Annotated in this window: 22 protein-coding genes; 13 read left to right on the top strand and 9 right to left on the bottom strand. The window is 70.0% G+C overall.

The window, feature by feature from the left end; all coding sequences use genetic code 11:
• The first annotated feature begins 101 nt into the window (after window positions 1-101).
• The 3 genes from BN1701_RS07350 (at window position 102) to BN1701_RS07340 (ending at window position 2602) form a co-directional block, all read left to right on the top strand.
• Window positions 102-818, top strand: coding sequence for a peptidase M10A (locus BN1701_RS07350; RefSeq protein ID WP_157367805.1), 717 nt, complete (start codon window positions 102-104; stop codon window positions 816-818).
• Between the two features lie 69 nt (window positions 819-887).
• Window positions 888-1544 (top strand): response regulator transcription factor, encoded by a 657-nt coding sequence (locus BN1701_RS07345; RefSeq protein ID WP_054046718.1) that lies wholly within the window; start codon window positions 888-890, stop codon window positions 1542-1544.
• Window positions 1541-2602, top strand: a complete 1062-nt coding sequence (locus BN1701_RS07340; RefSeq protein ID WP_082859695.1) for a collagen binding domain-containing protein — start codon at window positions 1541-1543, stop codon at window positions 2600-2602. The genes BN1701_RS07345 and BN1701_RS07340 overlap by 4 nt, the downstream gene beginning before the upstream one ends.
• A gap of 13 nt (window positions 2603-2615) precedes the next feature.
• Here BN1701_RS07340 and BN1701_RS07335 read toward each other — a convergent pair whose 3' ends face one another.
• Both BN1701_RS07335 and BN1701_RS07330 read right to left on the bottom strand, forming a co-directional pair.
• Window positions 2616-3773: an acyl-CoA dehydrogenase family protein gene (locus BN1701_RS07335; protein ID WP_054046714.1), complete on the bottom strand. Its 1158-nt coding sequence runs from the start codon at window positions 3771-3773 to the stop codon at window positions 2616-2618.
• A gap of 24 nt (window positions 3774-3797) precedes the next feature.
• A complete protein-coding gene (locus tag BN1701_RS07330; RefSeq protein ID WP_231949521.1) occupies window positions 3798-4820 on the bottom strand; it encodes an NADP-dependent oxidoreductase in 1023 nt (340 codons plus the stop codon).
• Between the two features lie 81 nt (window positions 4821-4901).
• On the opposite strand from BN1701_RS07330, the gene BN1701_RS07325 reads away from it, so the two are divergent.
• On the top strand, window positions 4902-5501 hold the full coding sequence (locus tag BN1701_RS07325) for a QsdR family transcriptional regulator (RefSeq protein ID WP_067520574.1): 600 nt from the start codon (window positions 4902-4904) through the stop codon (window positions 5499-5501).
• Between the two features lie 10 nt (window positions 5502-5511).
• On the opposite strand, the gene BN1701_RS07320 is transcribed toward BN1701_RS07325, so the two are convergent.
• Window positions 5512-6186, bottom strand: a complete 675-nt coding sequence (locus BN1701_RS07320; RefSeq protein ID WP_054046710.1) for a response regulator transcription factor — start codon at window positions 6184-6186, stop codon at window positions 5512-5514.
• Window positions 6174-7241 carry an ATP-binding protein gene (locus tag BN1701_RS07315; RefSeq protein WP_054046708.1) on the bottom strand — a complete coding sequence of 356 codons (1068 nt, stop codon included), beginning with the start codon at window positions 7239-7241 and terminating at the stop codon, window positions 6174-6176. The genes BN1701_RS07320 and BN1701_RS07315 overlap by 13 nt, the downstream gene beginning before the upstream one ends.
• A gap of 174 nt (window positions 7242-7415) precedes the next feature.
• Between BN1701_RS07315 and BN1701_RS07310 the strand changes: the two genes are divergently transcribed.
• The 3 genes from BN1701_RS07310 (at window position 7416) to BN1701_RS36360 (ending at window position 10561) form a co-directional block, all read left to right on the top strand.
• Entirely contained in the window at window positions 7416-7769 is a 354-nt protein-coding gene (locus tag BN1701_RS07310; protein WP_054046706.1) for a hypothetical protein, read from the top strand.
• A 238-nt stretch (window positions 7770-8007) separates the two neighbouring features.
• Complete coding sequence (locus BN1701_RS07305; RefSeq protein ID WP_054046704.1) at window positions 8008-10224, top strand: sensor histidine kinase; 2217 nt, start codon at window positions 8008-8010, stop codon at window positions 10222-10224.
• A 133-nt stretch (window positions 10225-10357) separates the two neighbouring features.
• On the top strand, window positions 10358-10561 hold the full coding sequence (locus tag BN1701_RS36360) for a DUF1496 domain-containing protein (protein ID WP_172803198.1): 204 nt from the start codon (window positions 10358-10360) through the stop codon (window positions 10559-10561).
• A 47-nt stretch (window positions 10562-10608) separates the two neighbouring features.
• Here the strand turns inward: BN1701_RS36360 and BN1701_RS07295 are convergent, their stop codons facing one another.
• Entirely contained in the window at window positions 10609-11946 is a 1338-nt protein-coding gene (locus tag BN1701_RS07295; protein ID WP_172803400.1) for an MFS transporter, read from the bottom strand.
• A gap of 173 nt (window positions 11947-12119) precedes the next feature.
• Between BN1701_RS07295 and BN1701_RS07290 the strand changes: the two genes are divergently transcribed.
• A complete protein-coding gene (locus BN1701_RS07290) occupies window positions 12120-12500 on the top strand; it encodes a MarR family winged helix-turn-helix transcriptional regulator (protein ID WP_054055694.1) in 381 nt (126 codons plus the stop codon).
• Between the two features lie 52 nt (window positions 12501-12552).
• Here the strand turns inward: BN1701_RS07290 and BN1701_RS07285 are convergent, their stop codons facing one another.
• Complete coding sequence (locus tag BN1701_RS07285; RefSeq protein WP_157367804.1) at window positions 12553-13887, bottom strand: tannase/feruloyl esterase family alpha/beta hydrolase; 1335 nt, start codon at window positions 13885-13887, stop codon at window positions 12553-12555.
• A 183-nt stretch (window positions 13888-14070) separates the two neighbouring features.
• On the opposite strand from BN1701_RS07285, the gene BN1701_RS07280 reads away from it, so the two are divergent.
• The 4 genes from BN1701_RS07280 to katG all read left to right on the top strand — a co-directional run bounded on the left by BN1701_RS07280 (window position 14071) and on the right by katG (window position 19934).
• Complete coding sequence (locus tag BN1701_RS07280; protein ID WP_054046698.1) at window positions 14071-14895, top strand: NHL repeat-containing protein; 825 nt, start codon at window positions 14071-14073, stop codon at window positions 14893-14895.
• The gene (locus BN1701_RS07275) at window positions 14892-17108 is read left to right on the top strand and encodes an endonuclease/exonuclease/phosphatase family protein (RefSeq protein WP_054046696.1); all 2217 of its coding nucleotides are present in this window, start codon (window positions 14892-14894) and stop codon (window positions 17106-17108) included. Before BN1701_RS07280 ends, BN1701_RS07275 begins: the two co-directional genes overlap by 4 nt.
• A gap of 163 nt (window positions 17109-17271) precedes the next feature.
• The gene (locus BN1701_RS07270; RefSeq protein ID WP_054046693.1) at window positions 17272-17703 is read left to right on the top strand and encodes a Fur family transcriptional regulator; all 432 of its coding nucleotides are present in this window, start codon (window positions 17272-17274) and stop codon (window positions 17701-17703) included.
• Window positions 17704-17729: 26 nt separating this feature from the next.
• Entirely contained in the window at window positions 17730-19934 is a 2205-nt protein-coding gene (katG, locus tag BN1701_RS07265; RefSeq protein ID WP_054055692.1) for a catalase/peroxidase HPI, read from the top strand.
• 177 nt (window positions 19935-20111) lie between these two features.
• Here the strand turns inward: katG and BN1701_RS07260 are convergent, their stop codons facing one another.
• Window positions 20112-20504: a DUF5997 family protein gene (locus tag BN1701_RS07260; RefSeq protein ID WP_054046691.1), complete on the bottom strand. Its 393-nt coding sequence runs from the start codon at window positions 20502-20504 to the stop codon at window positions 20112-20114.
• A 58-nt stretch (window positions 20505-20562) separates the two neighbouring features.
• On the opposite strand from BN1701_RS07260, the gene BN1701_RS07255 reads away from it, so the two are divergent.
• Window positions 20563-21288 carry a LysR family substrate-binding domain-containing protein gene (locus BN1701_RS07255; RefSeq protein ID WP_054046689.1) on the top strand — a complete coding sequence of 242 codons (726 nt, stop codon included), beginning with the start codon at window positions 20563-20565 and terminating at the stop codon, window positions 21286-21288.
• Here BN1701_RS07255 and BN1701_RS07250 read toward each other — a convergent pair.
• A complete protein-coding gene (locus BN1701_RS07250) occupies window positions 21285-21962 on the bottom strand; it encodes a response regulator (protein WP_054046687.1) in 678 nt (225 codons plus the stop codon). The two genes, BN1701_RS07255 and BN1701_RS07250, sit on opposite strands and share 4 nt — an antisense overlap.
• On the bottom strand, window positions 21959-24541 hold the full coding sequence (locus tag BN1701_RS07245; protein WP_082859693.1) for a sensor histidine kinase KdpD: 2583 nt from the start codon (window positions 24539-24541) through the stop codon (window positions 21959-21961). Before BN1701_RS07245 ends, BN1701_RS07250 begins: the two co-directional genes overlap by 4 nt.
• Between the last annotated feature and the right edge of the window lie 13 nt (window positions 24542-24554).

The following is a 24554-nucleotide window of genomic DNA, read 5'->3' as shown; positions in this document are numbered from 1 at the left end:
CCGCACCCGCCGCGCAACCGAACCGCACCCGAGACCGACGACCGTGATGGGACTCGGCTTTGGAGGGTGGAATGATCGGAGAACGCAAACTCTCAATTCTCATGGCATTGGCTCTCGTGACGACATCGATGGCGGTCGTCAGGCCCGCCGATTCCGAACGGGTCCACATCGTCGGCCATGCGATCCTCGCGGGTGATCCCCTGGCGATGGGGCCGGACAGCCAGTGCGTGGACAAGTCCTATGTGTTGAAGAGCTGGTGGCTGAGCGGGTCTTTCACCTGGTACTACAACGGCACCGGGGCGCCCACGTCGGTGGCGAGCACGGCGCTGGCGTCGATCACGACCAGCACCGAGACCTCGATGAAGGGCACAAATCGGTGCGGCCTTCCCGCGACCCTTCCCTTCGCCCACAAGTACGCGGGAGCGACGACCGCGAAACCGCAGGTGTCGGTCGACGCGACCTGCACGGGAAACGACAGCAGGAGCGTCACCGGCTGGGGCAAGCTGCCGCCGAAGGTCTTGGCGTACACGTGCACGTACTACCGCTCCAACGGGACGATCCTGGCGTCGGACGTGTTGATCGACAACGTCGTCAACCCCTGGTTCACCACCATGCCCGCGTCGTGCTCAGGGCGCTTCGACCTGCAAACCACGATGACCCACGAACGGCTGCACACGCTCGGGCTCGCGCATGTGGACCCGGCGACCAGCCCGGGCCAGGTGATGATTCCGTCGACCGCGCCGTGTGACACCTCGCGGCGGCTGCTTGGCTCCGGCGACTACGCGGGCGTCAAAGCACTGGCCGCCCGAACGGGTTAACCGGGCGCGCACCGGGGGTGGCCTGCGGGTTACATGAGTGGACAACCCGACGCCAGGAGAGAGTTTCCGATGGCACAGATCCTGCTCGTGGCGGCCCAACCGGACACGGAGTCCGCGTTGCGCGCCGCGTTCCGCCACGCGGGCCACGACCTGGTGTCGACCGGTGACCCACGCACCGGATTGCTGCTGATGCGCGAGTTCCGACCGGACCTGATGGTGCTCGACGACGACGGCCCGGACCTCGGCGATCAGGGGCTGATCCGCCAGGTGCGCGAGCTGGCCGGGCCACCGATGCTCGTGTTGGCCGACCACCCGCGGCGGACACGAACCCTGCGCGCGGCCGATGACTGCGTCGCCAAGCCGGTCGACGACGTGGACGTGCTCGCGCGGGCCGAGATGATGCTGAACCGGGCCGTGGTCGGTGGCGAGATCGTGGACGACGGGGTCGTGCGGGTGGACTGCCGGACCCGGGGGGTCACCGTCGGCACCCGCGGTGTGGAGCTGACCCGGATCGAATTCGACCTGCTGCTCGCCTTGGCGCGGCACCCGGCGGCCGTGTTGACGCACAACCAGCTGTTGGCGACGGTGTGGAACGACCCGACCGGGCTGGCTCCCGACCGGGTGAAGTTCGCGGTCCTGCGCCTCCGGCGAAAGCTCGGCTGGGCAGGCAGCGATTCCCCGATATCGGCCGTTCGCGGCGTCGGATATCGATACCGGGTCCAATGAACGTCTATTCAGGGGAGTTCGTCGTGCGCGGATCAATGGTCACGATATTCGTGCTGGCGGCGGGAATAGCGCTCGCCGCGCCGCCCGTGGCGGCCGCCGCCACCGAACTCGGGACCGGGTCGCTGGCAGGCCAAGTCGTCGATGACGGGGGAAATCCGATCGCGGGTGTCCGACTGCGGCTGTCCAGTGTCGCGGGCACGCGGGACGCGACCACGGACGCCGGCGGCGGCTTCGCCTTCGGCGGCCTGCCGACCGGGATCTACTCCTTGGCCGAATCCCAGCCCGCCGGGTACGCCGACGGGCCCGAGTCGGTCGGATCCGCCGGGGGAACGGCCTCAGCGAACGATCTCATCACGAGAATCCTGGTCAGCCCGCGCACCCAGGCCACCGGCTACGTCTTCGCCGAGGACCGCGGTTCCCTGGCGGGTGTGGTCTACGAGGACGTCAATGACAACGGCGTCAACGACGACGGCGAGCCCGGGATCGCCGACGTGCTCCTGACACTGTCTGGCATCGATGCCGCGGGCGCCCCGGTGGACGCGACGGTCGCGACGGATCCGGACGGCCGGTATATGTTCGAGGGCGTCGTCGGCGGCACCTACTCGCTGGACGAGTCCCAGCCGATGGAACTCCTCGACGGACGCGACGAGGCGGGTACGGCGGGCGGTGCCGTCGTACCCCCGGACGCGGTCACCGACATCGTCCTCGGCGCGGGCGCCGACGCGACCGGCTACACCTTCGGCGAGGCGCGGCCCGCGAGCCTGTCCGGGGCGGTCGTGTCCGACACCGGCCCGGTCCCCGGCGTGGTGGTGACGCTGACCGAACCGGACGGCAGCACGAAGACGGCCGCCACCGACGAGGACGGCGAATTCGGCTTCACGGGTCTGGCGCCCGGCCGCTACACGCTGACCGAGACGCAGCCGTCCGGGTACGCCGACGGCCCCGAGTTCGGCGGTTCGGCAGGCGGCGACACGACCAGGAACGACGTGATCAGCGGCATCATCCTCACGTCGGGGCTGTTGGCCACGGGCTACCAGTTCACCGAGGTTCCCCGATAATCCCCCCGGGTTCTCACAGCCCCATGTCCTTGGCGATGATCGTCTTCATCACCTCGCTGGTGCCGCCGAAGATCCGATTGACCCGGTTGTCGGCGTAGAGCCGGGTGATCGGGTACTCGTTGATGTAGCCGTACCCGCCGTGCAGCTGCAGGCAGCGGTCGATGACCCGGCCCGCCGCCTCGGTGGCGAACAGCTTGACCGACGCGGCGTCGGCGGCGGTGAGGTCGCCCGCGTCGTGGGCCGCCAGCGCGCGGTCGACGACCGCTTCCAGTGCGTCGACCTCGGACTTGCACGCGGCCAGCTCGAACTTGGTGTTCTGGAACGCGGCGACCGGCTTGCCGAACACCTCGCGCCTGCTCACGTAGTCCTGAGCGAACCGGACCGCCGCCTTGGCCTGGGCGTAGGCGGCGAAGGCGATGCTCAGCCGCTCGCGCGGCAGGTTCTGCCCGAGATAGGAGAAGCCCTGGTTCTCCTCGCCGAGCAGATCCTCGACCGGGACCTTGACGTCGGTGAAGGACAGCTCGGCGGTGTCGGACACGCGCAGCCCCAGCTTGTCGAGCTTGCGGCCGACCGCGTAGCCGTCGGATTTGGTGTCGACCACGAGCAGCGAGATCCCGAACCGTCGGTCCTTTTCGGACGGCGCGGCGGTCCGGGCGCAGACGATGACGCGGTCGGCGTGGACGCCGCCGGTGATGAAGGTCTTGGCGCCGTTGAGAACGTAGTGCGTGCCGTCGGCGGAGAGCTTGGCGGTGGTGCGCATCCCGGCCAGGTCGGACCCGGTGCCGGGCTCGGTCATCGCGATGGCGAACATGGTCCGGCCGGACGCGAAGTCGGGCAGCCAGCGCTTCTTCTGCTCCTCGGTGCCGTAGGCGAGCAGGTAGGGCAGGCACAGCGCGACGTGCACGCTGCTGCCGCCGAAGCTCACCCCGGCCCTGGTCAGCTCCTCGGTGATGACGGCCTCGAACTTGAACGTCTCCTCGCCCGCGCCGCCGAATTCCTCGGGCACCTCGATGCCGAAGACGCCCAGGTCGCCGAGCTTGTGGTACAGGTCGCGGGGCACGAGCCCGGCGGCGAGCCACTCGTCGTAGGCCGGCACGACCTCGGCCTCGATGAAGGCGCGGATGGTCCGCCGGAAGGCCTCGTGGTCTTCGGTGAAAACGTTGCGTCGCATGTGTTTCCTTCGAGTAGACGTGGGTCAGTCGGCCAGGCGCAGGACGAGCTTGCCGGTGTTCTCACCGTCGAACAGCTTGCGCAGCGCGGCCGGGAAGGCGTCGACGCCGCCGTCGACCACGTCCTCGCGGGCGACCAGCGAGCCGTCGGCGATCCAGGTCGCGAGTTCCTTCGCGGCCTCGCGGTAGCGGTTGGCGTAGTCGAACACGACGAACCCCTCCATGCGGGCGCGGGCCACGAGCAACTGCAGGTAGTTCGCCGGTCCGCGCACCTCGCCGGTGGCGTTGTACTGGGAGATCGCGCCGCAGATGACGACCCGGGCGCCGCGGGCGAGGCGGGCCAGCACGGTGTCGAGCATTTCGCCGCCGACGTTGTCGAAGTACACGTCGACGCCCTTGGGTGCGTGCTCCCGCAGGGCCGACTTGAGGTATTCGGACTTGTAGTCGACGGCGGCGTCGAAGCCGAGTTCCTCGACCAGCCAGCGGCACTTCTCGGCCCCGCCCGCGATGCCGATGACCCGGCAGCCCTTGATCTTCGCGATCTGGCCGACGAGCGAGCCGGTCGCGCCCGCGGCACCGGAGACCACGACCGTGTCACCCTCCTTGGGCACGCCGACGTCGAGGAGTCCGAAGTAGGCGGTCATGCCGGACATCCCCAGCGCGCCGAGCCAGCGGGCGGCCGGGGCGAGGTCGAGGTCGACGGGCAGCAGGTCGTCGCCGCGCAGGAGTGCGTACTCCTGCACGCCCGTGGCGCCCGAGACGTAGGCGCCCTCGGCGAACCGCGGGTCGCCGGAGGCGATCACCCGGCCGACCCCGGCCGCGCGCATCACCTCGTCGATGCGAACCGGCGGGATGTAGGAGCGCACGTCGTTCATCCAGCCGCGCATCGCCGGGTCCAGCGACAGACACAGGACCTCGACGAGCACCTCCCCCACGCCCGGTGCCGCGACCGGCTCCTCGGTGAGCCGCCACGAGCTGTCGTCGGGCACTCCGACCGGGCGGGCGGCGAGGCGGATCTGACGGTTGGTCGTGGGCGCTGTGGTTGGCACGTGACTCCCTGATGTGCTGGTCAGGACGGCGTTCCGGGGAATTTCAGACATCTCCCCCGCGATGCACTATATTCCTCGGCTGTGAAGACCACCAGCGCGGCCCGCCGACCCGTGGGCCGCCCGGCCGCGGCCACCAGGGAGCAGGTGCTCACGGCGGCGCGGACGGCGTTCGTCGAGGGCAGGCGGATCGAGGTGCGCGCCATCGCCGCGGAATTCGGCGCCTCCCGCGCGACGATGTACCGGTGGTTCGGCTCGCGCGAGGGACTGCTCGCCGAGGTCGTCCTCGGCGAAATGGCCGCCCTGTTCGACCGGGCGGACCGTCGGGCCCGTGGCCGGGGCGCCGACCGGGTGCTGGACACGCTGGAATCGGTCAACCGGCGGCTGATCGACAGCCCGCCCCTGCGCTCGTTCCTGGCCTTGGAGCCGTCCGGCCTGCAGATCCTGACGTCGAGTTCCGGCCGGGTCCAGCCCGGTGTGGTCGGCATCGCCGCGGCCTATCTGGACCGGGTGGCCACCGAGGACGACTTCCGCCCACCCATCGAGCTGACCACCCTGGCGTACGCCATCGTCCGCCTCAGCGAGGCCTTCGTCCACGACGACTCGCCCGCGGGCATGCGCCACGAGATCGGCAGGCTGCGGGAAATACACGCCGCTTTGCTTGGCGTCAGCCAGAAAGACTGAAACCCGACTGTCAGCGGTGGGCCTGGTCATCCGGCGGATCGTCGAGCGTCTCGCGCCCGAAGTTGTCTTCCTGGTGGCGCAGCGTGTAGTCGGTACGGTGATTGATGGGCCGTCCGACAGCCTGGTACTTCTCCTTGATCCGCTGGAGATGGGTGCGGGCCGTCGACTCGCTGATGTCGAGGCGGCGCGCGGTGGTGTGCAGAGTCCGGCCCGTGGCGTACATGTGCAGGACTTCGCGTTCCCGTGGGGACAGGTGTGGGCGTTTGGAACGGGTGTCGCGGCTGAGTGAGAAGGCGTGTTCGACCGTCATCGGTGATCCGCCCGCGGCGACCTCGCGGATCACCCCCATCAGTTCGCTGGTGTTCGTCCCGCTCTTGAGCACGTAGGCGCAGGCGCCCGCCTCGGTGGTGGCGAGCACATGTTCGTGATCGGCGTGCACCGAGAAGACCACGACCTTGATCCCCGTGGCGACCAATGCGGCGACGTTGGCGGCGGGTTTGCTGTAGTCGCGCAGGTTGAGGTCGAGCAGGACGATGTCGGCGGCGTCCGCCTTGTCGAGGTAGTCGCGAACGGTGGACGCGGTCGCCACGAGGCGCATGTCGGCGATGGGAGCCAGGGTGATCCGCATGGCGTCGAGGAGGAGTTCCTCGTCATCGATGATGCCCAGCCGGATCACGGTGTCCATGTCAGCTCCACGGTCGTTCCTTGACCAGGTGCGCTGTCGACCAGCGCCTGGCCGTTGACGTCGGCCATGATGGCCAGCAGCGACGTGATCACCATGTCCTCGCGATCAAACCCCACACCGCGATCCACCACGGTCACCGACACGCCCCCCTCCGGGGTACTGATCGCGGTTAGCCACGCCTCATCGGTCCGCGCGTGGTCGACCACGTTGGCGAGCGCCTTGCGTGTGGCCGCGACGGTCGCCGCGGTCACCGGGCCGGGTACCTCGGCGGGACCCGCGTCGAACAAGGGATGTACGCGCAAGCCGCGCAGGGACGGATCGCGCAGGACAGCGGACAACTCGACGATCAGATCGCCCACGCCGTCGCCGCGATCGCTCATCAGCAGGCCGCGCAGGGAGTCTGCGTCCTGCTGACAACGGTCGCGCACGTCGTCCGCCCGCAGATCCAGGGCACCCCCGGCGATCATCTGCAGGGTCGCGAGCGCGGAGTCGAGTGGCGCGCGTGGGGAAGCGCGGGCGAGCCCGCGAACGAACCCGATCACGCCTGCGCCCAAAACCGCGTAGGCGATCATGCCGATGACCCCGCCGACGATGTCGGGCCACCCTGGGGCACCGCCGATGAAGTGCGTCAACGCCCACGACACGACGGGGAGGCCCGCGAGCCACCGGCCCCGGCCGATCCGACAGAGCAGGACGAAGACCATCACGCCGATCGCCGGTCCGTAGGTCCAGTCGAGCCACAGGTCTCGATCGACGCCGAGCGTCGCCGGGACAACGGTCTGGACGCCGCAGACCACCAGGACGTCGGCCGTCACAACCCAGGTCGGGACGTGGTCGCGGCGCACGGCACTGGTGAACATCCATGCCGACCATGTCACGCCGAGCAGGTAGACCGTGACGACCGCGGTGCTCTTCTCCGAGTGCTCGGTGACGCCATAGGCGACGAGTGCGGGCGCGGACGTCGCGTACTGGACGCCCCTGAGCGACGCGACGGACCAGAGGAGCCACCGCTCGACTCGGTCGCGCGCGCCAGGATCCCGCACCGACACCGCCATGCGGCCAGCATCCCAGCGGCGCGACCGGCCGGGCAGTCGACACTTCCGCCGACACCGAGTGGCGTCGTCAGTTCAGTCGACTGTCCTAAGTGACGACTCCCGCGAGCCCCGCGCCAGGCGAATCCTTTGAGGCAGCCCCGAATCCGGGGCAGCCAACCAGAAAGGAAAGGGACCATGACGAACATCGTTCGCAAGGCGGTGGCGGCACTGGCGCTCACGTCGGCGCTCACCGCGGGGACCGCGGTGGCCGCCAGTACCGCCGCCGAAGCCGCGGTGGCCTCGTGCGGTGGCGGCAGGTGCACGGTCTACCTCAGCAAGACCGAGACCAGAGCCCTGGCCAACGGCCGGGTGCCCGCGCCGCCCGCCGCAACGCCGTTGCAGCTCCGGGCCGCCTACTACGCGCTGGCATACGGCCACAAGTGGTTCGCCCAGCAGTACGCGAACCGCGGCTGGTGCTCGGGCTTCCGGCTCAGCATCTACCCGTGGGAGTCGCAGGGGTACTTCGGCTACGCCTGCAACTGGAACTGACCGGCCGGGGTGCTGGGACCGCCGGGCCTAGTGTCCCGGGCCCGGAGTTCGGCGCCAGATCCGGTGATCCGCGTGGTGGCTGGGCGTGCCGCGCGGAAGGTCGTAGTACCGGGTTGTACTTGGCCTTTCGCGCGGTGCGGCCAGGCGCCGCGCGGGCGCCGGAGGTGGCGTCGAACTCCGGGTCCGGGACACTAGCACCCCGCGTAACCAAGGTGACGCGGTCCGCGATGTCACTTCGGTGACGCGGACATACCGGCACAGTGTCGAGCGCGGCCTGCAACGGTCCTATGCCGTGATGGTCGCGCTGTTCGGCGTCACGTGGGCGCTCTCGGCGCTGGGGACGCCACGGCTCACCGACGGTCCCACGGCCAGCGCGGTCGCCCTGCTCGCGGCGGCGTGGACGGTCCAACTCGTCCGCGGGTGGCGGACCGCGCTCGGGCCGGTGGATGTGCTCACCACCAGCGCCGCCGCGGTCGTGGTGTCCCTGGCGATGGGGGTGGAGGCGGCGCGCGCGGTGCCCGCCGGGACGCGGGTGCAGCCGGTGGTGGTCGCCGCGGCGGCGGCCGCGGGATTCCTGCCTTGGCGGGCCGCGGTGGCGGTGGTGGCGGGCCTGACGGCGGCCTACTGTGCGGGGTTCGTCGCCGCGGACGGCGTCCCGTATGTGGTGATCGGGCTGTGGCCGATGTTCGCGACCGCGGTGGCGGCCGGTGTCGTGGCACCGCTGATGCGGTCCGCCGGAGACGCTGCCGACCGATCCCAGCAGGCGACCGAGCGTGCCATGGCCGAGGCGGCGGCGGCCGAGGGCAGGCGCACCGCGCACCGCGAGTTCCAGCGCACTCTTCACGACCATGTCAGTGCCGCGCTGCGCGGTCTCGCAACCGGTGGCCTGGCCTCGACCCACCTGCGCGCGGCCTGCGGGCGCGCCGTCGACGCGCTCCGCTCGGCGCCGCGCCCCTTCGATGACGACCGGTCCGTCGGCTTGGCCGCCGCGCTGGTCGACCAGGCGTCGGCGACGAGGACGCCGGTCGAACTCGATCTCGACCACACCGTCACCGCGCCGACGCCGGTCGCGCACGCGTTGGCCCAGGCCACGGGCGAACTGTTGCGAAACGTCGACAAGCACGCCGACGCGTCGGTCGCCAGGGTGGTGCTGCGCAGGCGGCGCGAAGGGCTCGAAGTGGCCGTCCGCGACGACGGGAGAGGCCTGCAAGGCCCCGTGGACGAGCGGTCCGTCGGCCTCCGCCGTTCCGTGGTGGAACGCGTCGACGAGGTCGGCGGCACCGTGAAGATCACCAGTCGTCCGGGCGCGGGCGTGGCGGTCACCCTGCGCTGGACCCCGACCGCGACGGCGACCGGAGCGTCGCGGTGGCGCCGGGCGGACTTGCTGACGTTCGCGGTGGGCGACATCCGCAGACCGCTGGCGATGGTCAATGCCCCGTTCCTCGTCGGCAACACCGCGATGAGCCTGGTGTACGCCGGGCACAGCGTCGGCACAGCGGTCCTGGTCGGCTGGAACCTGCTGTTGGTGGGCCTGACGCTGGCGTTGATCGCGAAATCACACCACGGCGTCGACCGGACCACGAGCGCGGTCGTCGCCGTCGCCGCCGTGGGCTGGGTCGCGGTGGCGCTGCCGCTGATGCCGCCCGACAGCATCAGCAGCTACGCGTCATGGCCGGTCGGCGCGATCACGCCCGTCTTCGTCGTCCTGGCCACCCTCCGCCCCGCATGGGAGCCGATCGCCGCCCACCTCACCGAGTTGACGGTGCTCTTCGTGCTGATCAGCGTTGGCACGCTGACCGTCCCGTCGGCGACGGCACTGTTGCCCGCGATCCTGTCGCCCTTGTTCGGGCTCGCGATGGGGATCGCGATCGGGCGGACGATCGCCGGACTCGGCGCCGTCGTCCACCGGGAACGCGCCGCCCAGCAGGAGATCGTCACCACCCAGGCCCACCGCGACGGACGCGCGGCCGTGCACGGCCGCCGCATGGCCGAGATCGGCAACGAGGTCGAACCGTTCCTGCAGGCGGTCGCCGACGGCACCCATTCCCCACTCGACACCGACGTTCGCATGCGCGCGGACGCGCTCGATCAAGCCGCGCGCGACGAGTTGCGCCTGCCCGGCGTGCTGGACCCGGCCGCTCGCAACCTGCTGGCCGCCGCGCGTGCCGGGGGCTGCGCCGTGGCGTTCCACGCCGACTCCGACGCCGTGGACATCCCGCACTCGGCGGCCACCATGATCCGCTCCGCGCTGCGGCATCCGCCGCCGGACCGGCTGACTCTCAGCGTCTACCCGGAGAACACCGCGATCACCATCGTGATGGTGCTGGCCCCAGGCGACTCCGAGCGAACCGACCGCCTGCGGGCGGACGTCGCCCACTTCAGCCCGGCCATCGAGGAGACGCCCGAGGAGACCGTCATCGAGATCACCTGCGACGCGACGGCCGCGGCGCCCTGACGAGACGCACGTCCCCGCCATGACCGCCACACCCGGTGGCGCGTGCGCAATTCATGAGGCGTCGCGGGCTCTGGTCCTGTGCGAAAAATGTGATCCTCAGCTTGGTACACAGCGATTGGAGCCCACAATGCGCATGGCCACAAAGGTGTTGGCGGTCCTGGGGGTCTCGGCCGGTCTGGCGGTCGCCGGACCCGCCCTCGCGTTCGCGGACCCGGAGCCGATCATGGCGGACGGCTGCGTCTACGCGGGCCAGAACTACAGCGACGGCGCGATCGTCAAGGTCGGGGAGCTCTACATCCAGTGCAGCGACGGCCGCTGGTCGCGAATCAACTACTGAGCCGCGGTGGGCCCTGCCCGGCCGCCGAGGGCCGGGCAGGGCCGTGCTCACGCGCGGCGGCGGATCAGTGGGACGAGGTTGAGCAGCAGGCCGACCACGGCGACGGCGGTCACCAGGTTGAGTCCTGGCCGGAACGCGCTGAGGTCCGTCGGGGTCGCGGTGCCCGCGAGGACCGCGGTCACCACGGCGAGGATCAGCGCGGAGCCGACCTGTCCCGAGGTCTGCAGCAGGCCCGCGGCCAGGCCCTGTTCGGCGTCGTCGATGCCGTCGGTGGCCTGGGCCATGATCGCGCTGAAGCCGAAGCCGAAGCCGCCGCCGAGCAACAGCATGGCGGGCAGGATCGACACCAGGTAGCTCGGCGTGGTGCCCGCGGTGAACAGGAACCACAGGTAGCCAAGACTCAGCGACACCATCGACGCGAGGATCAGGCGCGCGGTGCCGTAGCGGGTGATGAGCCTGCCGACCACCGGTGAGCCGAGCACGACCACGATGCCCGCGGGCAGCAGCGCGAACGCCATCGCCAGCGGTGCCCAGCCGAGCACGTTCTGCAGGTAGATCGTCATGATGAACTGGAAGCTGATGTAGGAGCCCATCAGGGCCACCACGCTCAGGTTGGCCCGCACGACGGTGCCGATCCGCAGGATGCCCAGCCGGATCAGCGGGTGCGCGACCCGGCTCTCGATCAGCACGAACGCCACCAGCAGCGCCACGGCCACGATCGCCGAGACCACCGTCAGCGGGTCCAGCCAGCCGCGTTCCGGCGCGGTGACCACCGTGTAGACGGCCAAGAGCATTCCGGTGGTCAGGGTGACCGCGCCCCACACATCGTGGCCGCCGTCGGCCCGCGCGTTGTCACGCGGGATCAGGCGGATGCCGAAGAGCAGCGCGCCGATGGCCAGTGGCACCGGGGTAAGGAAGGTCCAGCGCCATCCGACGCTGGTGAGCAGGCCGCCGATGATCAGGCCGGAGGAGTACCCGCTGGCGCCGAACACGGTGAAGATCGACAGCGCCCGGTTACGGGCGGGGCCTTCCGGGAATGTCGTGGTGAGGATGGACATGGCGGTGGGCGCGGTGAACGCGGCGGCCAGACCCTTGATGAACCGGGTGACGACCAGCAGCACGCCGTCGTCGACCAGGCCGCCGACGAGCGACGCCGCGGCGAACGCGCCGAGGGCGATGAGGAACACGCGGCGGCGGCCGAACAGGTCGGCGGTGCGGCCGCCGAGCAGCAGCAGTCCGCCATAGCCGAGGACGTAGCCGTTGACCAGCCACTGCAGCGACGAGGCGGACATGCCGAGTTCGGCGCCGATAGACGGCAGCGCGACGCCGACCATGGACACGTCCATACCGTCGAGGAAGAGCACGACGCACAGCACGGCCAGCACACCCCAGAGCCGGCCGGAGAAGACGGGCGCCCGCGTCGGGGCGGGGGCGAATGACGTTTCGGTGAGAGACACGTCGGCGAAGTTACATGCGCTCGCATCTAATGCACAAGCATATTATCCTTGAACATAAGATGCTTTGACATTATTTGCCGACGCATGATAGGGTGCGCGCCATGTCCCGACGGGCTGACCTCACCGACCAATGGCGGTCGCTGACACTGCGCTACAACGAGATCGCGTGCAGACTCGACCGCGAGCTCGATGAGGCGCACGGCGTCAGCATGAACGAATTCGAGACACTCGACCGGCTCGCCGCCGCGGACTGCGCGAGCGTGCGCATGTTGGATCTGGCCTCGGCGATGTATCTGAGTCAGAGCGCGCTCTCCCGCACTGTGGCTCGCTTGGAGCGCGCGGGGCTGGTGGAGCGTGCGTTGTGCGAGGCTGATCGGCGGGGTGTGTTCGTCAAGATCACTGCCGAGGGCCGCACCCTCCACCGCGCCGCGGGCCGCACCCACCTGGCGATCCTCACCGAACACCTGGGCCCCAACGACTAGGAACGGTCATCAGGACCGAGGCGGGTCCTGATGACCGTTCGTCAGCGGAAGATCACGGGGCGCAGGTCACACCGGCCGGGATCGTGCGGCTCGGCGGCGGCGCGGTGCCGCGTTCCACCCATGCGGTCATCGCGTCTAAAGCGCCTCGGAAGCACGGCAGCATCGTCCGGCCCAGGGTTGGGAACGCCCCCGCCAGGCCGTCGGTGTGGTGGCCGCCTTCGACGCGGTAGTAGCGATGTCTGGCGTCGTTCGCCAGTTCGGCGTAGACGTCCGAGCTGCGGCTGATCGTAACGAGCGCGTCATAGGTGCCGTGCACGGTGATCAGCGGGCGGGTGAGTTTCCCGGTCAGCGAGACCCGCCGCATGGCGTCGTGGACCTCCGCCGGGCGGCGGGCGTAGTCGTAGTCGGTGTCACAGCCCGGCCCGGTGCCCTCCGCGCAGAACGGCGTGCCCGCCTGGGTGTCACCGTCGTAGTCGGGGTCGAGTTCCTCGCGCAGGATCCGCTGGAACAGGTCCCACTGCGTGCGGTGGTGAAACGCCCACACGGGAGCGGATTCCGCGGGATAGCCCGCGGCGACCATGGCTTCCTTGGCTCCCGGCTCCCCCGCCGCGAACCGCGGGTAGGCGCGCAGCGCGGGCGGCAGGCTGGTCAGCAGGTTGGGGCCCTGCGGGGTGAACAGCAGGCCGTTCCAGTCGACGCCGCCGTCGTAGAGCCACGGGTAGTGCTCCAGCTGCCAGCGCACCAGGTACCCGCCCGCCGACGTGCCCGCCGCGTAGGTCCGCTTCGGCGCGCGCCCGTAGTGGCGGGCGGCGGCGAACTTGGCGGCGATGGTGAGCTGCGTGACCCGGAAGTGCCACTCCATGATCGCGTCGCCGGGGCGCCGACCGTCCCGATACAGCTCCGGCCCGGTGTTACCCTTGTCGGTCGCGGCGAAGGCGTATCCCTTGGCCAGCACGTGGTCGCCGATGATCCGGTCGTTGGCGTACTGCTCGCGGGTCCCAGGCGGCCCGGCGACCACGAGGCCGCCGTTCCACTTGGCGGGCAGCCGGATCACGAACTGGCTGTCGTGGTTCCACCCGTGGTTGGTGTTGGTGGTCGACGTGTCCGGGAAGTAGCCGTCGAGCTGGATGCCGGGCACACCGGACGGGTTGACCGTGCCCGGCGCCTCCAACCCGGCCCAGTCGGCCGGGTCGGTGTGTCCGGAGGCGACGGTGCCCGCGGTGGTCAGGTCGGCCAGGCACACCCCGGTCACCTTCTCGGCGCCGAGGACGGCGACCGAGCAGCTGGGGCGGCCCGCAGCGGCCGCCGCGGGCACCAGCGTCACGGCCAGCGCCGCCGCCAGTCCGATGGCACCCACACGTCTTGTGCGGCTGTTGATTCCGCGCATACAGCGGTCTCCTTTGTCGTTGCGGCTGGTGCCACGACGTTAGGAGCGGCGCGACGAGCGGGATAAGTACCGAGCGGCCAAAGCGGGTCCGAGAAGTCACCCCTCGCGCGAGCCGAACGACACATGCCCTAACAGGATCAACAGCCGCTCCGATTAGACGGTCACGCAACGACGGAGGTTCGCATGACCATGATCGTGTTCGCCGAATTCCTCGGGGGCCGGGTCCTCGCGGTCAAAGACCTGGACGGCGCGACCGTCCAGCAGATTGGGGGGACCGCCCTCGCGAGTCCGAGCGGGCTCGCTGTCGACCCGTCGGGGACGGTGGTGGCCGCCGAGTTGGACGCGCACGCCGTGAGTCTCGCCAAGGCCGGTGCGGCGTGGACCCGGTTCGGCACCCACGGCAGCGGCGTGAACGAATTCGCCAGGCCCGCCGCCGCGGCGTTCCGCGACGGGTCGATCATCGTCCTGGACTCGGGGAACCACCGGCTGGTGCAGCTGTCCGACATCGACGGGACCGGGTGGACCACCTACGGCCACCGCGGCCGCCCCACGGCGGACGACCCGGCGGAGGGTGCGTTCGCGGACCCGCGCGGCGTCGCCGTCGACGAGTTGGGCCGGATCTGGGTCAGCGACCCGGGGAACAGCCGGGTGATCCGCGTCGACGCGATCGACGGCACCGGGTGGGTCGAGATCCCGCTGCCCGCGGGCACCGTCCCTTACGGCATCAGCGCCCACGGCAGCGGAGTCCACGTGGTGGACAGCGGGAACCAGCAGATCATCACCGTCGACGCCGACGGCGCGGTCACCAACCTCATCGGTCTCGCGGACGGGACCTGGGTCTCCCCCGCTTTCGTCACCGCGACCGGCGACGACGTCGTCATCGCCGATGTGGTCGCCAACGAACTCCGGTCCCTGGCCGCCGACGGGACGGTCACCGCCGCGCTGCGGGGCAGCCCGCCCGACCAACTCGACCCGCTCTTCGACTCGATCGGCGGTGTCGCGGCATGACCGAGTCCATGCGCGTGCTCAGCTACAACACGCAACTGCGATCCGCCCTGATGGAGATGGGCTTCCCGCCGTCGATCCCGCCGGTCTACACCGCTCCCACCCGAGCGAAGATCATCGCCCGGAACATCGTCGACAGCCCGACCGAGATCGACGTGGTCTGTCTCAACGAGGTGTTCGACGAACCCTCCCGCCGCATCCTCAGCGACGAACTGCGCGCGGAGTTCCCCTTCCAGGTGAAGAAGGCCGACACCTTCCACACCACTGTCGTCGCGCCCGGTCTCTCCAGCAGCGTCATGGAGAAGGTCTGGGCGCTGACTTTCGGTCCACTGGAGGACCTGGCCAGTCTGGCCATGCTGAAACTTGAGGACAGCGGCCTGTTCCTGGCCAGCCGGTTCCCGTTCGCCACCGTGCCGACGCCGCCCGCGGTGGTCGCCTTGCTCGGACCGGGGGCCTTCCCAAACGGGGTCCCGGTGGTGCGGTTCTTCATGTACAGCGACTCCTCCGGGTCCGACAAGTTCGCCGCCAAGGGCATCCTCTACGTCCGGCTCAAGCCGCCCGGCGCGGGCATCCGCCACGTCTTCCTCAGCCACACCCAGGCCGACACCGACGCCGTCGAGGAGAACGCTGAGGATCGCGGCAAGCAGATCAGGGTGGCGGCGAAGTTCATCGAGCACTGCGTCGGCGAGTCCCCGCTGGCCAACGAGGAAGTGTTCTTCGTCGGCGATCTGAACATCGTGGGTCGCGGCGCCAAGGACGGCGTGGCGAGCGAGTGGACCTCGCTGTTCGACAAGCCCGGCGGCCCGATGTCCGACCACCTCGTCGACCGGTGGGGCCGCGACCAGTGCCCCGGCGGCGACACCGGGCGCACCGATCCCGGGTTCACCGCCGACGTCGTCTACCCGCCCGTTCGGCAGCGGCTGGACTACCTGATCACGTCGGCCAACTCCCAACTGGCCGTGCAGCACCTGCGGGTGGACAAGAAGCTGGCCGATCCGCAGGGCATGCTCCGCTACCTGTCGGACCACCAGCCGCTGCTCGCCGACATCCACCGGAGTACGCCGCACTGCACGCCCGCCACCGCGCTGGTCACCCCTGCCGACGTGGACTTCCAGGACTCGGCCTCGCTGCTGCAGGGCACCGTGCGCTGGTACCGCTTCGACACCCCCGGGACCTACGACATCGCGCTGCGCCATCGCGGCCTCGACACGGCGTTCGAGGTCTACCTCGGCGACGACTTCAGCAACCCGCAGGTCTCCTACCGCAACATCACCACCGACCACGGCACCCGGTTCGTCCTGGTGGCACCGTTCTTCATCAAGGTCTTCCTGAAAGACCGCCACGGGGAGAGCTTCTTCGACCTGCACACCCACCGACACGACGGCCGGAGCTTGCACGACGCCATCGTCCTGATCCCCGGGAAAGCCCACCGGGAGCACTTCCCCGCGCAGCCTTTCAATATCGACACCTCGAACGCGGACTGGGACGACTCCGAGAGCAAGTGGTTCCTCGTCGAGACGCCGAGGGTGCCGGTCCCGGAGCCGATCACCCTGTCTGTCACCGTGCGCGACCAGGCCGAGGGCCCGGATCGCACGCCGGTCAACTTCAGCATCGGCAAGTGGGACGGCGCCAACCCGCCCGTCTCGCTGATGGAGCAGGTCGGGCCGGACAAGGACCCGCTCACCCTGAAATGGAAGGCGGGCGACAACGAGCACTTCGTGGTCCTGGTCCAGCGGCTGTCACCGCCCAACTCGGTGGTGTCGTTCGAGATCGAGGCCAACACCACCCTGAGCCTGCTCCTCGCGACCGAGGCCGTCGACATGTCGCTGACCTGCCAGGAGGAGACCTCCGGGTGGGGTGCCGACGACATCGCGATGGAGATCAGGGCCGACGGCGTCCTCATCGCCGACATCCCGAACTCGGTGATCGGTGACTTCGAGGACGACGCCGTCGGCCACGTCGGCGACAAGGTCCCCACCAAGATCACCCCCTACCTGCGCGGCGTCGAGGTGACGGTGATCGAGGAGGACGACATCGACTCCAACGACATCGGCCGCGGCACCGTGCCCCTGGTCGCCAACGCGGCGGGCGCTCCTGGCTTCACGGTCCTCAAGACCGGCCTTGACGGCACCCTGGAGGGCAGCCTGTCCATCGACGTCGACGACGGCCGCTACGCGTTCTACTGCAAGATCGCCCCCTGGCACCCGGGCGCGTGAACCGCTTGGCGGGAGTCGTGTCCTGACGTGGACACGGCTCCCTCCAGTCGCCCCGTGCCGTGACCGGGGACGTCCTTCGCGTCCGCCAGGAACCGACCACCGATCGAGCGACGCGCACTGGCCAAACTTGATTGAGTCCAGAAAATGCGGCAGACTGCGTTGCGTGTCGACGCCAACGGACTTCGAGCGCATGTTGCGCGGGGTCGAGCTGCGCGTGACGCGTCCTCGGTTGGCGGTGCTGTCCGTGGTGCACGATCATCCGCACGCGGACACGGACTCGATCATCGGTCTCGTGCGTGAAGGGCTCGGCGGGGTTTCCCACCAGGCCGTTTACGACGTGCTGCGCGCCCTGACCACCGCGGGTCTGCTGCGCCGCATCGAGCCGCCCGGCTCCGTGGCGCGCTACGAGGCACGGGTCGGGGACAACCACCACCATGTCGTGTGTCGATCGTGCGGTGTCATCGCCGACGTCGACTGCGCCACCGGATCCGCGCCCTGCCTGACCGCCTCCGACGACCACGGCTTCACCATCGACGAAGCCGAGATCATCTACCGGGGTCTGTGCCCCGACTGCTCCACCGCAACCAGTTCCTGAACAGCTCTGATCCCGAAAGGATTCACGTGTCTGACAGTCCTGACGCCGTTGTCGGAGAGATGAACGGCGGGTGCCCGGTGTCAGCCGGACGCTTCAACCACCCGACGGAGGGTGGGAGCAACCGGACCTGGTGGCCCAACCAGCTCAACCTCGCGATCCTGCGCAAGCACTCCGCCGTGGCCAACCCCATGGGCGGGGACTTCGACTACGCCGCCGCGTTCGGCACCGTCGACCTCGACGCCCTGGCCAGGGACGTCGACGAGGTGCTGACGACCTCGCAGGAGTGGTGGCCCGCCGACTTCGGCCACTACGGCCCCTTCATGATCCGCATGGCGTGGCACAGCGCGGGCACGTACCGCATCGAGGACGGCCGCGGCGGGGCGGGCGCGGGCATGCAGCGCTTCGCGCCGTTGAACAGCTGGCCCGACAACGGCAACCTCGACAAGGCGCGCAGGCTGCTCTGGCCGGTCAAGAAGAAGTACGGCCGCACGGTCTCGTGGGCCGACCTGATGATCTTCACCGGCAACCGCGCCCTGGAGACGATGGGCTTCAAGACCTTCGGCTTCGCCGGTGGCCGGGCCGACGTCTGGGAGCCCGACGAGGACGTCTACTGGGGCCCGGAGCGCACCTGGCTCGGCGACGAGCGCTACACCGGCGACCGGGAGCTCGAAAGCCCCCTGGCCGCGGTCCAGATGGGACTCATCTACGTCAACCCCGAAGGCCCCAACGGCAACCCGGACCCGCTTGCCTCGGCCCGCGACATCCGCGAGACCTTCCGCCGGATGGCGATGAACGACGAGGAGACCGTCGCGCTGATCGCGGGCGGACACTCCTTCGGCAAGACCCACGGAGCGGCCGACCCGGAGCAGCACGTCGGTCCCGAGCCCGAGGGCGCGTCGATCGAGGAGCAGGGCTTCGGCTGGAAGAACAGCTTCGGCACCGGCAAGGGCGGCGACACCATCACCAGCGGCCTTGAGGGCATCTGGACGGCCACCCCGGTGGCCTGGGACAACAGCTTCTTCGAGACCCTGTTCGCGCACGAGTGGCAGCTGGAGAAGAGCCCAGCGGGCGCCAACCAGTGGAAGCCGAAGGACGGCGCCGCCGCGGGCACCGTGCCCGACGCCCACGACGCCTCGAAGACCCACCAGCCGACGATGCTGACCACCGACCTCGCGCTGCGGATGGACCCGGTCTACGAGCCCATCTCCCGGCGCTTCCTGGAGAACCCGGACCAGTTCGCCGACGCGTTCGCCAGGGCGTGGTTCAAGCTCACCCACCGCGACATGGGCCCGATCCAGCGCTACCTCGGACCACTGGTCCCGCAGGAGACGCTGATCTGGCAGGACCCGGTGCCCGCCGTCGACCACGAACTCGTCAGCGCGGACGACGTCGCCGCCCTCAAGGCTCAGATCCTCGCGTCCGGGCTGTCGGTCGCCCAGCTCGTGGCCACCGCGTGGGCGTCGGCGTCGACGTTCCGCGGCAGCGACAAGCGCGGCGGGGCGAACGGCGCGCGCCTGCGCCTCGCGCCGCAGCGTGAGTGGGAGGTCAACGAGCCCGACGCGCTGGCCACGGTGCTGCACACCCTGGAGGGCATCCAGGCCGCGTTCGGCAAGCCGATCTCCCTGGCCGACCTGATCGTGCTCGGCGGGTCCGCCGCGGTCGAGCAGGCGGCAAAGAACGCGGGCCACGACATCGAGGTCCCGTTCACCCCGGGCCGCACCGACGCGTCGCAGGACCAGACCGACGTCGAGTCCTTCGCCGCGCTCGAGCCGACCGCCGACGGGTTCCGCAACTACCGCGGCAAGGGCCACCGACTGCCCTCGGAGTTCCTGCTCATCGACCGCGCGAACCTGCTCTCCCTGAGCGCACCCGAGCTGACCGTGCTGGTGGGCGGCCTGCGCGTACTGGGCGCGAACCACCAGCAGTCCTCGCTGGGTGTCCTCACCGCCACGCCGGAGTCGCTGACCAACGACTTCTTCGTGAACCTGCTCGACATGGGAACGCAGTGGTCGCCGACCGCCCAGGACGCGGAGACCTTCGAGGGCCGCGACCGCGCCACCGGCGAGGTCAAGTGGACCGGCAGCCGCGTCGACCTCGTCTTCGGCTCGAACTCCGAACTGCGCGCCGTCGCCGAGGTCTACGCGGGCGACGACTCCCGGGAGAAGTTCGTCGCCGACTTCGTGGCCGCGTGGACCAAGGTCATGAACCTCGACCGGTACGACGTGGCGTGATCCCGCTGGGTTGATCCACTGTGGAGGATGTCGGGGGTCGGTCTCGTAGTCGTCGTGCAGACAGGCTGCGGACCGGCCCCCGACCCCATTCCCACCACGCTCTCGGTCCCTACAACTGCTCCGGCCGCGATGGCCAACGCCGTCCTCCCCGGGCTTACGCGTGCGCGTCCTGCCTGGTCACGACCGCGGGCGGCGGGGCTCCGGCTTCGCCGTCTTGGCGCGCACCGCTTCCTTGCGGACCTCGGCCTGGGTGGCGCGTTCCCGCTGGAGCCAGTCTGGGCTGTCCGTCTTCAACGCGTCGACCTGCTCGGTCGTGAGTGCGTCGGTGACGCCACCGCGAGCGAGGCCGCCGATGGAGATGCCGAGCTTCGCCGCGATGACCGGGCGGGGGTGCGGGCCGTTGCGGCGCAGGTCGCGCAGCCACTCGGGCGGATCGGACTGCAGGGCGTTCAACTCGTCGCGCGAGACGACACCGTCCTGGAACTCCGCGGGGGTGGCCTCGAGGTAGACACCCAGCTTCTTCGCCGCGGTCGCGGGCTTCATCGTCTGCGGGGTCTTGTGCGACTTCATGGCGTCAAGGGTAACGGGCAGGTGCGTCGACGCCGTTCACGCCCGGTAATCTGACCTGGTGACAGGCTCGGACGTACCACCACCATTCCGCCTCGCGTACGTCCCTGGGGTGACACCCGGCAAGTGGGTGCGGACCTGGAACGAGCGGTCCCCCGAGATCGCGCTGACCCTGCTGCAGGTGTCCGCGGGCGAAGCCGCCGACCTGGTGCGCGACGGCGGCACCGACGCGGTCCTGCTGCGGCTGCCGATCGACCGGACCGGCCTGCACGCGATCCCGCTCTACACCGAGTCGACCGTGGTGGTGATCCCCAAAGACCACCACTTGGCCGCCGCCGACGAGGTGGCCGCCGACGACCTGGTCGACGAACTCTTGCTGCACCCCCTCGACGACACGCTCGACTGGGAGCGCCCGCCCGGGCGGCCCGCGATCGAGCGCCCCGCCACGACCGGTGACGCCGTCGAGCTGGTGGCCGCCGGAGTGGGTCTGCTTGTCGTCCCCCAGTCCCTCGCCCGGCTGCACCACCGCAAGGACCTCACCTACCGACCGGTCCTGGACGCCCCCGAGTCGCGCGTCGCGCTGTCGTGGCTGGAGGACGAGACCACCGACGCCGTCGAGCAGTTCATCGGAATCGTCCGCGGGCGCACCAGCAACAGCACCCGCGGCAAGCGTCCCGAGAGCGAGCCGCAGCAGGCCCCGGCGAGCAAGCCCGCCAAACGGCGTTCCGCCCCTCCGCAAGGCAAGCCCGCGCAAGGCGGCAGGCGTGGGAAGCCCCGAAAGCGCTAGGGCTCGAACCGGTAGCCCATCCCGGCTTCGGTGATGAGATGGCGCGGGTGCGCAGGCTCGGCTTCGAGCTTGCGGCGCAACTGTGCCAAGTAGACACGCAGGTACTGGGTCTCGCCGACATAGGTGGGGCCCCAGACCTCGCGCAGCAACTGCTTCTGGGAGATCAGGCGGCCCGAGTTGCGGGCGAGGATCTCCAGGATGCCCCATTCGGTCGGGGTGAGATGGACCTCGACACCGCCGCGGTGGACCTTCTTCACGACCAGATCGATGGTGAAGGTCGGGGTGGTGATCACAGGGTCGTCGGTGTCCTGGGTGACCGCACGCCGGACGGCGGCGCGGAGTCGGGCGAGGAGTTCGTCCATGCCGAACGGCTTGGTGATGTAGTCGTCGGCGCCCGCGTCGAGGGCTTGGACCTTGCGGGTGGACTCGGTGCGCGCGGACAGGACGATGATCGGCATCGTCGTCCATCCGCGCAGTCCGTTGATGACCTCGACCCCGTCGAGGTCCGGCAAGCCGAGATCGAGCACGACGACATCGGGTTTGTCGGTGGCGGCCAGGTCGAGCGCGGCCTTTCCGGTGTGCGCGGTGAGCACTTCGTAGCCGCGGGCGGCAAGGTTGATCCGCAGCGTTCGGGTGATCTGGGGTTCGTCGTCGACGACGAGGACGCGGATCACGTCGACGCCGGGTGGTAGGCGGGCAGGGAGACGACGATGGTGAGGCCGCCGCCGGGGGTGTCCTCGGCGATGATCGTGCCGCCCATGGCGTCGATGAAGCCCTTGGCGACGCTGAGGCCGAGGCCTACGCCGGGGGTGGCGTCGCGGTCGCCGAGGCGTTGGAACGGGGTGAACAACGCTGCTCCGGTCTTCTTGGGGATGCCTGGGCCGTGGTCGACAACACGCAATTCGACGTGGGCGCCGTGGGCGCTGGCCCGCACGGCGATCTCGGGTTCGTCGGGCCTGACGTGGCCGTCGCCGTTGACGTCGACGTGGCGGCGGGGGCGCAGGCGGCCGTGGCGCTGGGCGTTGTCGATGAGGTTGGCGACGACGCGTTCGAGCAGGCCGATGTCGGCGGACACCTCGGGCAGGTGCTCGTCGACCTCGACGGCGATGCCTGAGCGGTCCCCCACCGCGGACAGCGCGCGGGCGACGATTTCGTAGTAGCCGACCCGGCGCAGTCGCGGCGCGACCGAGCCGGTGGCCAGGCGTGAGGAGTCGAGCAGATTGTCGACCAGCGCGGTGAGTCGGTCGGCGGATTCCTCCACGGTGGCCAGCAGTTCGGCCGTGTCACCCGCTGACAGACTGAGTTCGGGGTCGCGCAGGCTGCCCGCCGCGGCCTTGATCGAGGTCAGCGGGGTGCGCAGGTCGTGGCCGACGGCGGAGAGCAGGGCGGTGCGCAGTTCGGTGGTCTCGGCGCGGTGTCGGGCGGCGGCGGTCTCGGCGGCCATGCGCTGTTGGCGAAGCGCCATGACCGCCTGCCCCGCCGCGGCCTCGATGACCCGCCGGTCCGCGGCGGGGAGTGCGCGGCCGCGCAGCGCCAGGTGCACGTCGGTGGTGACGACGATGTCGGCGTCGGCCTCGTCGGGGTCGGCCGGGGGCGGGGCGCCCGCGGAGGCGACCGTGGTCCACTCGCCATCGTGCGGCTCCATCAGGGCGACGGAGTCGAGGCTGAAGTTCTCCTGGATCTTCTCCAGCAGCCTGGCCAGCGGTCGATCACTGGTGAGCACGGTGCGCGCGTAGGAGGCCAGCAGCGCGGCCTCGGTGCGGGCCCGCGCGGCCTGCTCGGCGAGCCGGGTCGCGCGGTCGATCACCAGCGCGACGAGCACGCCGACGATCACCATCGCGACCAAGGTGATCACGTTCTCCGGCGCCGCCACCGCAAGGCTGTGATAGGGCGGGGTGAAGAAGTAGTTCAGCAAGCCCGCGCCGAGGAAGGCCGCGGCCAGCGCCGGGCCGAGCCCGCCGACGACCGCGGCGGCGCAGGTGACCAGCAGGTATCCGATGAGATCAGTCGAGTAGTCCACGCTGTCGCGCCACAGCAAGCCCAGCAGGGTCACCACGACCGGCGCGAGCAGCGCGACGGCCCAGCCCGCGATCCGGCGCGACAGCCGGTGCGCGTTGGGTGCTATCCGCCACCGAACCCCGCGGCGGGCTTGCTCATGGGTGACCATGTGCACGTCGATCGGGCCGGAGGCCTGGACGACCGCGGAGCCGATGCCCTCGTCGAACGCCCTGGCCAGCCGCGAGCGGCGCGAGGTGCCTAGGACCAGTTGGGTGGCGTTGACGCCGCGGGCGAACTCCAGCAGCGCCTCCGGCACGTTGTCGCCGACCACGCTGTGGAAAGTGGCGCCCAGGTCGTCGGCGATCTTGCGGCACCGGGTGATCAGGTCCGGAGCGGCACCGGAGAGACCGTCGCCGCGCAGGATGTGTACGACGAGCAGCTCGGCACCCGCGCGCAGGGCGATGCGACGCGCCCGCCGGATCAGCGTCTCGCTTTCCGGGCCGCCGGTGATGGCGACCACGACGCGTTCGCGGGCCTCCCAGGTGTCGGTGATGGCCTGTTCGGTCCGGTAGCGCTGCAGGGCGACGTCGACCTGGTCGGCCACCCACAGCAGCGCCAGCTCGCGCAGCGCGGTCAGGTTGCCCAGGCGGAAGTAGTTGCCCAGCGCCGCGTCGATCTTGTGCGCGGCGTAGACGTTGCCGTGGGCCAGCCTGCGGCGCAGCGCCTCCGGCGTGATGTCGACCAGCTCGAGCTGCTCGGCGCGACGGACCACCTCGTCGGGCACGGTCTCCTGCTGCTGGATGCCGGTGATGCGTTCGACGACGTCGTTGAGCGACTCCAGGTGTTGAACGTTGACCGTGGACAGCACATCGACACCCGCGTCGAGCAGTTCATCGATGTCCTGCCAGCGCTTGGTGTTTCGAGAGCCAGGCACGTTGGTGTGAGCGAGTTCGTCGATGACGGCGACCTCGGGTGCCCGCGCGAGCAGGGCATCGATGTCCATCTCGGTGAAGTCGACGCCGCGGTGGGGGATCTGGGCGCGGGGCACTACCTCCAGGCCGTCGAGCAGTTCGGCCGTCTTGGCCCGCCCGTGGGTCTCGACCAAGCCGACGACCACGTCGGTGCCGCGCTCCCGGCGGCGGTGTGCCTCGCCAAGCATGGCGAAGGTCTTGCCGACGCCGGGAGCCGCGCCGAGATAGATTCGCAGCTCACCACGCCTTCGCTTGTTGTTCTCCACGGTGTGATTGTGGTCCATCTGGTCCATCCTG

The organism is Alloactinosynnema sp. L-07, assembly GCF_900070365.1.
GTDB lineage: Bacteria > Actinomycetota > Actinomycetes > Mycobacteriales > Pseudonocardiaceae > Actinokineospora.
Note: the sequence above shows the minus strand (reverse complement) of the source record. Positions and strands in the feature narration are given on the sequence as shown.

What these genes read in the sequence shown, in the direction of transcription:
- BN1701_RS07350 (WP_157367805.1), top strand. Translation starts at nt 102, where the DNA reads ATGGCATTGGCTCTCGTGACGACATCGATGGCGGTCGTCAGGCCCGCC.
- BN1701_RS07345 (WP_054046718.1), top strand. Translation starts at nt 888, where the DNA reads ATGGCACAGATCCTGCTCGTGGCGGCCCAACCGGACACGGAGTCCGCG.
- BN1701_RS07340 (WP_082859695.1), top strand. Translation starts at nt 1,541, where the DNA reads ATGAACGTCTATTCAGGGGAGTTCGTCGTGCGCGGATCAATGGTCACG.
- BN1701_RS07335 (WP_054046714.1), bottom strand. Translation starts at nt 3,773, where the DNA reads ATGCGACGCAACGTTTTCACCGAAGACCACGAGGCCTTCCGGCGGACC.
- BN1701_RS07320 (WP_054046710.1), bottom strand. Translation starts at nt 6,186, where the DNA reads ATGGACACCGTGATCCGGCTGGGCATCATCGATGACGAGGAACTCCTC.
- BN1701_RS07315 (WP_054046708.1), bottom strand. Translation starts at nt 7,241, where the DNA reads ATGGCGGTGTCGGTGCGGGATCCTGGCGCGCGCGACCGAGTCGAGCGG.
- BN1701_RS07310 (WP_054046706.1), top strand. Translation starts at nt 7,416, where the DNA reads ATGACGAACATCGTTCGCAAGGCGGTGGCGGCACTGGCGCTCACGTCG.
- BN1701_RS36360 (WP_172803198.1), top strand. Translation starts at nt 10,358, where the DNA reads ATGGCCACAAAGGTGTTGGCGGTCCTGGGGGTCTCGGCCGGTCTGGCG.
- BN1701_RS07290 (WP_054055694.1), top strand. Translation starts at nt 12,120, where the DNA reads ATGTCCCGACGGGCTGACCTCACCGACCAATGGCGGTCGCTGACACTG.
- BN1701_RS07285 (WP_157367804.1), bottom strand. Translation starts at nt 13,887, where the DNA reads ATGCGCGGAATCAACAGCCGCACAAGACGTGTGGGTGCCATCGGACTG.
- BN1701_RS07280 (WP_054046698.1), top strand. Translation starts at nt 14,071, where the DNA reads ATGACCATGATCGTGTTCGCCGAATTCCTCGGGGGCCGGGTCCTCGCG.
- BN1701_RS07275 (WP_054046696.1), top strand. Translation starts at nt 14,892, where the DNA reads ATGACCGAGTCCATGCGCGTGCTCAGCTACAACACGCAACTGCGATCC.
- BN1701_RS07260 (WP_054046691.1), bottom strand. Translation starts at nt 20,504, where the DNA reads ATGAAGTCGCACAAGACCCCGCAGACGATGAAGCCCGCGACCGCGGCG.
- BN1701_RS07245 (WP_082859693.1), bottom strand. Translation starts at nt 24,541, where the DNA reads ATGGACCACAATCACACCGTGGAGAACAACAAGCGAAGGCGTGGTGAG.